The sequence below is a fragment of the Jannaschia pagri genome (assembly GCF_019655435.1).
Lineage (GTDB): Bacteria > Pseudomonadota > Alphaproteobacteria > Rhodobacterales > Rhodobacteraceae > Jannaschia > Jannaschia pagri.
Window position 1 is genome coordinate 569,593 of the sequence record NZ_BPFH01000001.1, and the last position, 12,267, is coordinate 581,859.

The following is a 12,267-nucleotide window of genomic DNA, read 5'->3' on the forward strand; positions in this document are numbered from 1 at the left end:
CCCTGTTTCATGCCGAACACATATTCTGTGTGACAGCCAAATCAGATCGGATCGTTGACATCCTGGCCGCCACGGAACGGGCCGGTGACATATTCCGGCGGGGCCGTCCCCGAGCAGACGGGCTTGCCATCTGGCGACAGGCGCGCTGACAAGTACCCTTCGACACCGTCGTCGATCAGCCAGTGGTCACAGCCCTGGGGGTCGACCCAGATGCCCGGCGACAGTTCCTGCAGGGACGACCGGCCGATCAGCTGGCGGTCCACGGTTTTGTCACCCGAGTTATCGGTGTCGCAGGCCGCGAGGGCACCGGCGCAGGCCAAAAGGGCGATGGTCTTCGTGATGGTGGTCATATCTCCATCCCCTCTTAGCGGTAGCAAATCACTTCGACGCGGCGGTTCTGTGCCTGACCCGCAGCCGTGCCGTTCGTTGCGCGCGGCTGGCGTTCGCCCAGCCCACGCACATCGATCACCCGGGCGCCGGTGGAGCGGGCCACATCGGCCACAGCATCCGCACGGCGCTTGCTGAGGCGCAGGTTATAAGCGTCCGAAGCCCGGCTGTCGGTGTGGCCTTGGATGCCATAGGCACTGGCCGAGGCGCTCTGGAAGAAGCGAACCAATTCGGCGCGACCCGCCGCATGGATCCGGGCGCTGTCGGTGGCGAAGAACTGATCGGTTTGCATCACACCGCAAGCCTGGGCGCGGTTGCACACCGGGCGGCCGTCTGGCGTCACATGGGGCGTCATGAAACCTTCGACGCCATCATCCATAACCCAATGCTCGCAGCCATCGGGGTCGGTCCAAATGGTCGGGGTATAGCGTTCCGCCAGGATGGTCCGCTCCCGCCCCTCAGCGACGCGGCCCCGGATCCAACGACCATTGCCGTCGGTATCCAAGATGAAAGTGTACACGTTGCCGGCGGAGTCCTGCCCCACATCGCCCACGTTCTGCGCCGATGCCGGAGCGGTCATGGCGATGGCAGTCGCCACCAGACCCGCAGCCACCAATCGTAGCGACTTCATTGAGAAACGAGACACCCTGTCCCCCTGTTTTGCCTAATCCGGTCACCGCCTATCCACATGGATTTCCACAGCCAACAGGGTGACCTAGGGGCAAGACAACGCATGTGGGCGCGGCTTATGCTGTCCAGAGTAGCAAACATTGCGTGTGAGCAAAGCCCAAATCACCATATCTAGACGGATTTCCGGGCCAGCATCATCGGATGGTGTGGCCACTCTAGCTTTGGCAGGACTTATCCACAGCCTAACAGCAGCATTTTGCCGAACTCTCTTGGCCGGGCGTGTCTAGGGCCCGTCGAACCGGCTCCTGATCAGGTCCGTTGACCACCGATCAGCAACAGGTGTCAGCGTCCAGGCGGCGAGGCGCGCAGAATATTCCGCATTGTGGCACCCATGGCTGCTGTGTTGCCGACCAGGGCTTCGTCCCGGCAAATCCGGTTTCCGATGGCGTAAGCGCGCTCGGGCGAATAGCCCGCCCGCACCAGGTCATCCAGGAAGACGGCCTGGGGTTTATCCCAAATGACGCCCTTCAGCGAAAAGCGCGCGCAGCTCACGGTGATCCGAACGTCCTGGGTCCGCACCTGGGCACTGTGGTGTCCCGCCGGAGCGGCCATAGGGACAAACGCCATCGCCGCCGCCGCCATGAAAAGCATGGATCTCATCACTGTCATCTCGATCTCCCCTTAGGCGAGGTGCGCGGTCTGGCAGACGCCGACGCAACCGATCCTCACCCTCAGCAGGCTTATGACAGGGAAGTACAGGGGAAGTGAATAAACAGTCCAATCAATAGGTTAACTGGAAACAGCCTTTGGCATTCAAGCGGACTGTCCTTGATCGGGCGCCAATTCCAGCCCGGCGGGGCTAGATCAGCACCGCGGCCAGGGAATTTGCCTTCGCCTCGGTCACGCGAACGTGGGCTACCTGCCCCCGCAGCGAATCGGGTGCCTCAACGTGAACGGCCTGCAGATACTCGGACTTGCCCACAAGCTGTCCCGGCAGACGCCCTGCCTTTTCAAACAGCACGCTTGTTTCCCGCCCGACCATGGCCTGCTGCGCCGCCTGCTGCTGCCGGGTCAGAAGCGCTTGCAACCGCTGCAGCCGCTCCGAGGCGACGGCATCTGAGACGCCCTGCTTCTCGGCGGCGGGCGTGCCCGGACGGGCGGAGTACTTGAAGCTGTAGGCCTGTCCGTATCCCACCTGTTCTACCAAGCGCAGGGTGTCCTCGAAATCCGCATCGGTCTCTCCGGGGAAGCCCACGATAAAATCGCCAGACAGCAGCAGATCGGGCCGCGCGGCGCGCAACCGGTTGATCAACTCGATATACTGGGCCGCCGTGTGCTTGCGGTTCATGGCCTTCAGGATCCGGTCGCTGCCCGCCTGCACCGGCAAATGCAGGTAGGGCATCAGCTTGGCGCAGGTCCCATGGGCCGCGATCAGATCATCCGTGAAATCGTTGGGATGCGAGGTGGTGAACCGGATCCGCTCCAACCCATCGATCCCGTCCAGCGCCCAGATCAGGTCAGCCAAGCTCCAAGTGCCGCCCTCTGGGCCGTCGCCATGGTAGGCGTTAACGTTCTGACCCAGCAGCGTGATTTCCTTGACGCCACGGTCCACCAGCGCGCGCGCCTCAGACAGCAGCCGCTTGGCCGGGCGGCTCACTTCGGCGCCACGGGTGTAGGGCACCACGCAGAAGGCACAGAACTTGTCGCACCCCTCCTGCACGGTCAGGAAGGCCGTCGGGCGCGCGGCGGGCGTCCTGGCCTGGGGCAGATGCTCGAACTTGTCCTCTTCGGGCATGTCCGTATCTAGCGCCTGCTCACCGGCCCGGGCCCGCGCAACCAGATCGGGCAAGCGGTGATAGGCCTGGGGCCCCACCACCAAATCCACGGCCGGTTGTCGCGCCATGATCTCCGCCCCTTCCGCCTGGGCCACGCAGCCCGCCACGCCGATACGCAGATCGGGATTATCGGCCTTCAGCGTCTTGAGGCGCCCCAGTTCGGAATAGACCTTCTCGGCGGCCTTTTCCCGGATGTGACAGGTGTTGAGCAGGATCAGGTCCGCCTCCTCGGGGCGGTCCGTCGTCACATACCCCTGCGGCCCCATGGCCTCGGCCATCCGCTCGCTGTCATAGACATTCATTTGGCAGCCGTAGGTCTTCACGTGCAGCTTCTTGGGCCGGTCGGTCATCGCGCGCCTCGCGTCCTAGCAAAAGAGGGGGTTGCGGGGGCATAGCGCAGGACGCGGACTTGCGAAAGACCCGCCTGCCATGGGACACCCGGCGGGGAGACGCGCAACCTTTTGGCATCGGACCCGACATGGAGCTGACCTCCCTCACCGATCTGGCCAAGGCCGCAGCCAGTCTGGGTGCCGAGCCGCTGATGGTCATCGTCTGCGAAGACGGGGTGGAGGTCGCGGGCACCCTCGCCCATCACGTAACCTTAGGCTTTGGCACCATTGTCCTTGCTCTGGCACCTGGCGTGGCGCCGCCCGCCCCCCTGCCCGATGGGGTACATCTTGTGCGGCTGGACCACCGGCCCGAGGACATGGCCTGCGCCTGTGTCAACGCATTGCTGCCCGGGCGGCCCGATGGGGCCTGGACGGCCTGGGCCCACAACGCCGAGTACCTATTCACCCCGTTTTGCGAGACCCGCACTGTGGGCGAGGCGATGACCTTCTGCACCGAGGAACGCCGCGATGCGATCCTGACCTGCATTGTGGATCTCTACGCCCGGGACATGGACCCAGGGCGAAACGGTGTCGATACCACTGACGCCTGGATGGACGCGGCGGGCTACTACGCGTTGGCCCGCTGGGACGACGACGCGGGCGAGGTCAAAGACCGACAGATCGACATTTTCGGGGGTCTGCGCTGGCGGTTCGAGGAGCATATTCCCTGGGATCGCCGCCGCATCGACCGCGTCTCCATGTTTCGCGCCCGCAAGGGCCTGATGCTTTTGCCCGACCATACCGTGAGCGACCCGGAGATGTGCACCGTCTCTGCCCCCTGGCACCATTCCATGACCGCCTGTGTCGCCTCGTTTCGCGCGGCCAAGGCTCTGGCGACGAACCCGGGCAGCCGAGCAGCGATCGATCGGTTAGATTGGGACGGGTCGGTGCGCTTCGACTGGCGCGCGCAACAACTCATGGACCTGGGCCTAATGGAGCCGGGACAGTGGTTTTAGGCTAGGCGCGCCTGAAAGCCCCGTAACGGCGCGCACGACGCCCCACCAGGCACGCCGACGGGCCAGACGTTCTTCTCCCACCCCAGCGGTCATCTCAATAGAAACGCCCTTACAAGAACCATGGCAAAGACTGTCTCAGTCCGAGCCATTCAGCCTATCGAACAACGCCGCAGACCCTGGCACCAAACACCCGCGCCCGCCCAGAGATACCGGTTCTGCTCCACAGACGCCCAGTCGCAAACCCGGCGCCCCCCTTTCGATGTTCCAAAAATATGCCCGCATACCCTCAACGTCATCGGCCCCTGACCAGACCCAGGTACACAATAAAACGCGCGCCCCCGGGGGGCGGGGGCGCGCGCTGCTTCGTCTCGGCCGGAGGCACAGTCCTGGGTCGGCGTTACACCTCGACGGTCTCGGACGTCGCCTCAAGCGCGGGCGTGTCGCCGCCGCGCGTAATGGCGATCTGACGGGGCTTCAGGGCCTCGGGGACCTGCCGCTCAAGGGAGATATGCAGCATCCCATCCACATGGGCGGCGCCGGTCACATGGACGTGGTCCGCCAATTGGAACGTCTTTTCAAAGGCTCGCTGGGCAATGCCCCGGTGCAGGTAGGTCGTCTTCTCATCGCGCGGCGCCTTGCGAGCGGTGACCGTCAGCTGTGCCTCGCGCACTTCGATTGACAGGTCTTCTTCGGCAAAACCAGCGACCGCGATGGAAATGCGGTAAGCATCGTCGCCCCGCTTCTCGATATTGTAGGGCGGGTAGGTCGTCGCCGTATCGGCGGCCATGGCCCGATCGAGCAGAGTGGCCATGCGGTCAAAGCCAACGGTGGCGCGATAGAGCGGCGTGAAATCATAGGTTCGCATTCGATGCATCCTTCTTGAAGCGATACAGATGTGCGCCCCCTCCCAAACGCGGGCCGGGGACAAGTGCGTCAGACCCATCTTGGCGTCTGACACCTCAAGATGTGTGAACGCCTTTCGGGCCGTTCAAGAGGGCATTGAACGGCTCTGGCGAGATCTCGCATGTTTAGGGGATGGCGCCACCCGAGGGGCGGACGACCGAACCAAATGGGAGGCCCCCGCACCCTGTGCGAAGGTCTGATGGGGGGCGGGCCCGACCACCCGGTGCCCATGGGGCGTCACGCCATGGGGCCCGTCGGCCGTCCTGTCTAGAAAATGCTGCAGCCCCGCCCTTGTCGGGCGGAGCGGTTACCAAAAGGTTGAGTTGTCCACGGGTCCGCGCGGTGCGGCTGGGGTCTCAGACCCCGCTGTCGCGCAGAACAATCGCAGGCGGCGCCGTGACGTTGTTGAGGCGCACGTAATCGACCTCGTCCACCGTCACGATCACGTCCGCACCGACCGCGCGCACCGTGACCGTGGGCTCCGGCGTGCCGTCGATGGCCAACCCATCGACGAGCAAGATCAGATCGTCTTCGTCCGCGTTGAAATCCTCAATGACAGGAACGTCCTCTGCCGCAGATCCAAACACTTGGAATTCATCGGCCCCGGTTCCGCCGGTCACTAAGTCAGCATCGCCCAGCACGATCGTGTCATTGCCGCTGCCCGCGTCGATCACATCAATCCCAGGCGCGCCGATCCCATCCAAATCGAGACGTCCGATGGAATCGTCCCCACCGCCACCGTCGATGGTGTTAGATCCGCTGAAGTCAAAGATGACATCATTGCCCGCGCCGCCATCCATCAGGTCATTGCCTTGGGACCCGTCGATGGTGTCGTCACCGTCATCGCCGCTGATTGTGTCATCGTCCTCGGCTCCAAAGAGCGAGTCATTGCCCACTTCGCCGCGCAACTCATCATTTCCAACGGAGCCGCGGAGCGTGTCATCGCCGAAGCCGCCGCGCAGGATGTCGTCACCGGCGCCGCCGATCAACTCATCCCGTCCCGTCTGACCGAGCAAGGTATCATCGCCACCATCGCCCCGGAGCACGTCTTCACCAAACCCGCCCGCAAGCCTGTCGGCCGCAGGGCCACCGTTCAGCAGGTCATTGCCGTCGTTCCCGGACAGAACGTCCTCACCGCCGCCGCCATTGAGCACGTCATTGCCCGCATTCCCCAACAGGGTATCGTTATCCGCATCGCCGTTCAGAAGGTCCGCACCATTCCCGCCCTGCAGGCTGTCGTTGCCGCCATCCCCATTGAGCGTGTCGTTGCCAACCTGGCCAAGGACCGTGTCATCGCCATCCAACGCATCCAGCAGGTCGTTTCCGCGCCCGCCGGTCATCTGCTCGGCGTCGTCTGTTCCGGTCAGTTGGTCGTCGCCGTTGCCACCATCCAGCGGATCGGGGCTGCTGCCGGTCTCATCGTCGTCATCAAACAGCGTCAGCAGCAAACCGCCGCCGAGTAAAACGAGTGCAACTAGTCCCAACATGATCATTCCCCAGGCAATGCAGACTCCGGCAAGGTCCGTGGCTGCCCCCTTGGCGTCAACGCAAATCTTAAAATTGCCACAGTCTGGAGAAACGGCTTACGAAGCCTGCGGAGTATTGTTCCGAATACGCGGTCAATCCTGCCCTGAAGTCGCCTCGATAAGGTCCCAGCGCGTGCCCCAAGGGTCCGTCCAAACCGCGACGGTTCCGTATGATTCGCGGCGCGGCGCCTCTTGAAACTGACCACCGGCCGCAACGATCCGAGCGGCAGCGGCAGCAAAATCATCGGTATAGAGAAACAGCCCAACGCGGCCAGCGAACTGGGCGCCAATGGCCGCACGCTGGGCGGGACCGTCCGCTTGGGCAAGGACGAGCTTGATGTGTCCGTCCGTCACGGTGACCCAGCGCTTATGGCCCTGGTCGACGTCCTCGGCCAGGCGCCAGCCAAGCGCCGTGAAGAACGCAATCCCGGCGTCATAGTCCGGCACGATGTAGGCGAAGGCCCCAAGGGTAAGCGTCGTCATTCCCCAGTCATCCGCATCCCCGGACGCGGGCGCAAGTGGTTGCGCGCGACAGAGGGCTCAGGCATGGGGCGATCGGGTCGCGGCAGCGCATCGGTGTAGGTATGGACTTTTGGATCGTCGCCGGACTGGCGGCCTTTATTCTCGGCATCTCCAAAGGCGGGATGCCCGTGATGGCGATCCTGTCCGTGCCGCTCCTGTCGCTCTACATGGATCCAGCGCTTGCGGCGGGTTTGCTACTGCCGCTCTACCACGTGGCCGACGTCTATGCGGTGCATCTGTTCCGCCGGTCCTTTTCCTGGGCCAACCTCCGTATCTTGCTGCCTGCGGGCGCCGTGGGTGTGGCCTTTGGATACTTAGCGATTTCATATATTTCTGGCGATCCCGTTCGGCTTTTGCTGGCCGGGATCGGTTTGGCCTATGTAAGCACAACATGGCGCAACCGGCTGAGGGGCCTTGTCGCACCGCCCCGTCCGGTCGAGGCATCTCGCGGGGTGGTTCTGGGGGCGCTGGCTGGCCTGACCAGCTACATCGCCCATGCCGGAGGGCCGCCCTATCAGGCCTATATCTTGCCCCAGCGCCTCGAAAAGATGCGCTACCTGGGCACCACGACCATCTTCTTCGCCAGCGTGAACCTCATGAAACTGCCCGCCTTTATCGCGGCGGGGCAAATCACATCGGACAGCCTTCAATCGGTCCTCTGGCTCGCCCCCTTTGCGGTCGCGGGGGCTTGGAGCGGGTCGCGCATTAGTCGATGGCTGCCGCAGCACGTCTTCTTCCTGCTGGTCGAGATCGCCCTGTTGCTGGTGTCTGTGAAACTTCTCTGGGACGTTTTCACCTAAGCACCTGGCGCCGCCTCCGCGTCAGCGGAGGCAGACCTGCGGTGTACCGCAGGTCCCCCCCCGATCAGGCGCGCGTTCCGGCGAATCGCTCGGCCCAATCTTCGCGCTGGTCGTCGGTGATTTTGGCAAACAACACGTCTGGAACCGTGAAGCCATGGCCCGCAGGCAAGACCGCAAGGGCCACGCGGACATCCTCAGGCCAGGCGTCGTCTTCGGTTCCCAGAGCCGACAGCATCGCGCGCGCCGCATCCGGAATGAACGGCGCCGACAGAACCGCATAAAGACGGATCAAGTTCAGAGCCAATCGGATCTGGCCCGCTGCCCGCGCGGGGTCGGTCTTGAAGGTGGACCAAGGCGCGGCCTCCTGCAGGTACTCGTTGCCCGCAACCCAGATGGCGCGCAACTCGCCCGCGGCCTTGCGGATCTCGATGGCGTCCATGTGGAGCTGGTAGGTGTCCAGCCGCCCCGTCAACGTCTTGATCAGCGCCTCTTCCTGGGCGCCCCAATTCCCGCCCTCGGGCACGACCTCTCCGAACTTTGCCCGGCAGAACTTCGTGACGCGGCTGACAAAGTTGCCCAAGACATCGGCCAGATCCTTGTTCACATCGGTCTGAAACGCGGTCCACGTGAATTCGGTATCGCTGCTCTCCGGCACATGGGACAGCAGCCACCAGCGCCAGTAATCGGCGGGCAGGATCTCTAGCGCCTGGTCCATAAAGACGCCCCGCCCGCGGGAGGTGCTGAACTGACCACCGTCGTAGTTCAGATAGTTGAACGACTTGAGGTAATCGACCGTCTTCCAAGGCTCGCCCGATCCAAGCAAGGTCGCAGGAAAGCTGAGCGTGTGGAAGGGCACGTTGTCCTTGCCCATGAACTGCACGTAGCGCACGTCTTCCGCGCCCTCATCCGTACGCCACCAGCGTCGCCAGTCGGCCTCCGCCTTCCCCTGCGCCTCGGCCCATTCGGCCGTGCCCGCGATGTATTCGATAGGAGCGTCGAACCAGACGTAGAAGACTTTGCCTTCCATCCCGGGCCAATCGGCGTCGCCCTTTTTGACCGGGATCCCCCAATCCAAATCGCGGGTGATGCCCCGGTCCTGCAAGCCGTCACCATCATGCAGCCATTTCTTCGCGATGGAGGTCGTCAGCACCGGCCAGCCGTCTTGACTGTCGATCCAGGCGTCCAGCTTATCCTTCAACTGCGATTGCTTAAGGTACAGGTGCTTGGTTTCCCGCACCTCCAGATCGGTGGAGCCGGAAATGGTGGAGCGCGGGTTGATCAGATCGGTGGGATCAAGCTGTTTGGTGCAATTGTCGCATTGGTCGCCGCGCGCGTCCTCAAAGCCGCAGTTCGGGCAGGTCCCCTCGATATAGCGGTCGGGCAGGAACCGTCCGTCGGCGTTGGAATAGACCTGACGCGACGACCGTTCGTCGATCAGCCCGGCCTCGGCCAAGCGCCCGGCGAAATGCTGGGTCAGACGATGGTTCTGGGGCGACGACGACCGTCCGAAGTGGTCAAAGGACAACCGGAACCCGTCGGCCAGATCCTTTTGGACCTGCCACATCTCGGCGCAGTAATCGGCCACTGGTTTCCCGGCCTTGGCCGCCGCCAGTTCAGCCGGGGTGCCGTGTTCATCGGTGGCGCAGATGAACATCACCTCGTGTCCACGCGCCCGGGCATAGCGGGCATAAAGATCGGCAGGCAGTTGGCTGCCGATCAGGTTCCCCAGGTGCTTGATGCCGTTGATATAGGGAATGGCCGAGGTGATGAGCGTGCGGGGCATGGGTGTCTCCGAGAAGAAGTCCTGGCGGGTTCTAGGGCGGATTGCACCGAACCGAAAGCCGCCATTCGTTGCCAGGTGCGATGGCCTATGGGGTATCCAACGCGAGAAGATCGACGAATGAGATCGGGGCCCAAGCCGTAGTCAGCTTATAGGTGTGCAACGCATCGGGCGCGTGGGTCAGTTGATCGCGCCGGGCCAGATCTGACAGTTCGGCCTCCAGATCCCGAAGGCGAGACACCATGTGCCGCGCCGTCGCCCCAGAGACCTGGCGCGTCTGGGTCCCAAAGGCCGATTGGGGACCATCGGGGCGCAAGAAAGTTGCGCGCAGAAAGGCCATGTTCAGATCCATCAACCCGCGATGCAGGGGCCCATCCCGTCGAAACCGCACTGGCGCCTGGACCCGAAGGCGCAGGGCCCCTCCGGGCAGAACATCGACCAAGCCAAGCGTCTCAAGGCGCCGCGCGATGTCAAACAGGGCTGTGTCTGACAGGGCATAGTGCGCTTGGACTGTGTCCGCTGTCATCCCGTCCAGCAACAGAAGAAACAGATGGAACGCTGGCCGGTCGTCGGCCAGGCGCGCCTCCACCTGACGGGACAGATCGGTCGGTTGCACCTCGATCCGCGCGGCCTCGGCTACCAGATCTTCCAGGGTCAAGCCGAGCACCGCGCAGATCTCGTCCAAGCGGCTCATCTTGCAATCGCGCTCCGCGAAGATGCGCTTGACGGTCGGCTCGGACAGGTGGAGCCGCGCAGCCAGGCTCGCATAGGTCATGCGTCTGGCCTTCAGCGTGAATTTGAGGACTTCGAACAGGTCTGGAGACATGGGATGACGCCTCAGCGTGAGATTGGTATCGGTTTTTGATACCAGACATATCAAAGTGGCAATCATCGTATCTTAATGCGGTCATGGGTCCAAACGAAAGGACCCTGTCATGCCCCAGTCACTCTCCCCTGCCCTGACCATCGCCCTGTGCACGTTTGCGGCCTTACCGGCGCCCGTCGTCGCCGATGACCTGCGCTGGACAGCGGGGCCGTTCGACATGCCGGAAAGCGCCGTCTTCGACCCAGAGCAAAACCATATCGTGCTGAGCATCATCGGCGGCGATCCCGGGGCGGCCGATGGCAGCGGTGGGTTGGCGGTGCTGTCGCCGGATGGACAGATGTTGGACGCGGATTGGGTCACCGGCCTGGATGCCCCAAAGGGTCTGGCCCTGTTGGGCGATCATCTACTGGTCAGTGACCTTACCCACCTGCACGTGATCGACCGGGTAACCGGCACCCGCATTCAGAGCCTGAAAGCTCCGGGGGCTGTCTTCCTGAACGATGTGACGACGGACGGGACACAGGCGTTTATCAGCGACATGATGACAGACAGCATTTGGCGCTATGCCGATGGGGCGCTGACGATGTGGATGCAGGATCCGGCCTTGTCGCATCCCAACGGCCTGCTGCTGGATGGGGACCGTCTGGTGGTCGGCTCCTGGGGGGCGGGCCTGCGGGATGATTTCTCGACAGAACGGGCCGGAGACCTGCTGGCCGTTGATCTGACGACCCAGGCGCTCACAGTCCTGGCGCCGGAGCTTGGCAATTTGGACGGGATTGTACGCATGGGCGCCGATCTGATGGTCAGCGATTGGATCACGGGCGCGCTGATCAAGGTGGGTGCGACAGGCCCGGAGACGGTGGCCCAGTACGGGCCGGGATTGGCGGATATCGCCCGTTTGGGGGATGCCCTGATCCTGCCGCTGATGTTGGACGGGCGTGTGGAGGTCAGGTCCACACCATGAGGCGCCGGCGGCGGCCTGCCGGTCAGTCCGCCATGACCTCTGCCACGAGGGCCGGCGCCGTGGCGAGCACATCCAGCGCCGCGTCGCGGGCCATGGCGTCCACAAAGGTCAGGCGATAGACGCCCAAGGCGCCCGGTCCCGAGGCCACTTCGGCGTCGACCGATGACAACAGGGCGTTGACCTCGGCCATGGTCGCCCCTGCGGCGAAAACCACCTGGAGCGCGGGTCCCTCGGCTGTCTCGGACGCAGGGACGAAGCGCCCGCCCGGATCAGACGTGAACAAGGGGACCGCCGCCAACTGCCAGATGGCGACTGCGGCGACCACGACGCCAGCCGCCTGCACCAGGGACAGGGAGGGCCACCGATTGTCATTGGCGGTTCCCGTGGCGTCGTCCCCTGCTGACAGGGCCGCAGACAAGCGCGCCCAGCCAGCCCGTTGACGCTCCGCATTCTCCGTAGGCGCGAGGGCGACGCGTGCCTGGCGAAGGACGGCAAGTTCCGCGCCAAGGGCCGGATCACGCGCGGCCTCGGCCTCAAAGGCGGCGCGGTCCTCGGGCGACAGCCGGTCCTGCAGATAGGCAAGCGTCGTCTCATCTCGATCCATGGACGATCCTTTGACTAGGGGCGCGGACCCACGGGCATCGGGCCGCAGCGATGCTTCTATATCTCTCTCAATCGGCGCGGCGGGCAAGGGGCAACGGCCGCGACGTTGAAATCAACCAACCGGTCAAAAAAGATTGAACCGATAG

General features: G+C 63.7%; 13 protein-coding genes. 3 read left to right on the forward strand and 10 right to left on the reverse strand.

The genetic code is table 11. From position 1 onward, the window contains the following. Positions 1-41 precede the first annotated feature (41 nt). The 4 genes from K5R33_RS02840 to miaB all read right to left on the reverse strand — a co-directional run bounded on the left by K5R33_RS02840 (position 42) and on the right by miaB (position 3,202). Entirely contained in the window at positions 42-350 is a 309-nt protein-coding gene (locus tag K5R33_RS02840) for a hypothetical protein (protein ID WP_220747448.1), read from the reverse strand. A gap of 14 nt (positions 351-364) precedes the next feature. After that, positions 365-1,033, reverse strand: a complete 669-nt coding sequence (locus tag K5R33_RS02845) for an OmpA family protein (RefSeq protein WP_255588403.1) — start codon at positions 1,031-1,033, stop codon at positions 365-367. Between the two features lie 326 nt (positions 1,034-1,359). Beyond that, the gene (locus K5R33_RS02850) at positions 1,360-1,686 is read right to left on the reverse strand and encodes a hypothetical protein (protein WP_220747449.1); all 327 of its coding nucleotides are present in this window, start codon (positions 1,684-1,686) and stop codon (positions 1,360-1,362) included. A gap of 190 nt (positions 1,687-1,876) precedes the next feature. Then, entirely contained in the window at positions 1,877-3,202 is a 1,326-nt protein-coding gene (miaB, locus tag K5R33_RS02855; RefSeq protein WP_220747451.1) for a tRNA (N6-isopentenyl adenosine(37)-C2)-methylthiotransferase MiaB, read from the reverse strand. A gap of 128 nt (positions 3,203-3,330) precedes the next feature. Between miaB and K5R33_RS02860 the strand changes: the two genes are divergently transcribed. Further along, a complete protein-coding gene (locus tag K5R33_RS02860) occupies positions 3,331-4,197 on the forward strand; it encodes a hypothetical protein (RefSeq protein WP_220747453.1) in 867 nt (288 codons plus the stop codon). A gap of 397 nt (positions 4,198-4,594) precedes the next feature. Here K5R33_RS02860 and K5R33_RS02865 read toward each other — a convergent pair whose 3' ends face one another. The 3 genes from K5R33_RS02865 to K5R33_RS02875 form a co-directional block, all read right to left on the reverse strand. Beyond that, the gene (locus tag K5R33_RS02865) at positions 4,595-5,062 is read right to left on the reverse strand and encodes an Hsp20 family protein (RefSeq protein ID WP_220747454.1); all 468 of its coding nucleotides are present in this window, start codon (positions 5,060-5,062) and stop codon (positions 4,595-4,597) included. 394 nt (positions 5,063-5,456) lie between these two features. Further along, positions 5,457-6,587, reverse strand: a complete 1,131-nt coding sequence (locus K5R33_RS02870) for a calcium-binding protein (protein WP_220747456.1) — start codon at positions 6,585-6,587, stop codon at positions 5,457-5,459. A 132-nt stretch (positions 6,588-6,719) separates the two neighbouring features. Next, positions 6,720-7,109 (reverse strand): VOC family protein, encoded by a 390-nt coding sequence (locus K5R33_RS02875; RefSeq protein WP_220747457.1) that lies wholly within the window; start codon positions 7,107-7,109, stop codon positions 6,720-6,722. 101 nt (positions 7,110-7,210) lie between these two features. Between K5R33_RS02875 and K5R33_RS02880 the strand changes: the two genes are divergently transcribed. After that, a complete protein-coding gene (locus tag K5R33_RS02880; protein ID WP_220747458.1) occupies positions 7,211-7,948 on the forward strand; it encodes a sulfite exporter TauE/SafE family protein in 738 nt (245 codons plus the stop codon). Between the two features lie 64 nt (positions 7,949-8,012). Here K5R33_RS02880 and metG read toward each other — a convergent pair whose 3' ends face one another. Both metG and K5R33_RS02890 read right to left on the reverse strand, forming a co-directional pair. Beyond that, entirely contained in the window at positions 8,013-9,731 is a 1,719-nt protein-coding gene (gene metG / locus K5R33_RS02885) for a methionine--tRNA ligase (RefSeq protein ID WP_220747459.1), read from the reverse strand. A gap of 85 nt (positions 9,732-9,816) precedes the next feature. Next, positions 9,817-10,554 (reverse strand): helix-turn-helix domain-containing protein, encoded by a 738-nt coding sequence (locus K5R33_RS02890; RefSeq protein ID WP_220747460.1) that lies wholly within the window; start codon positions 10,552-10,554, stop codon positions 9,817-9,819. A gap of 109 nt (positions 10,555-10,663) precedes the next feature. On the opposite strand from K5R33_RS02890, the gene K5R33_RS02895 reads away from it, so the two are divergent. Continuing rightward, complete coding sequence (locus tag K5R33_RS02895) at positions 10,664-11,518, forward strand: SMP-30/gluconolactonase/LRE family protein (RefSeq protein ID WP_220747462.1); 855 nt, start codon at positions 10,664-10,666, stop codon at positions 11,516-11,518. A gap of 22 nt (positions 11,519-11,540) precedes the next feature. On the opposite strand, the gene K5R33_RS02900 is transcribed toward K5R33_RS02895, so the two are convergent. Then, entirely contained in the window at positions 11,541-12,122 is a 582-nt protein-coding gene (locus tag K5R33_RS02900; protein WP_220747463.1) for a hypothetical protein, read from the reverse strand. Positions 12,123-12,267: the final 145 nt, after the last annotated feature.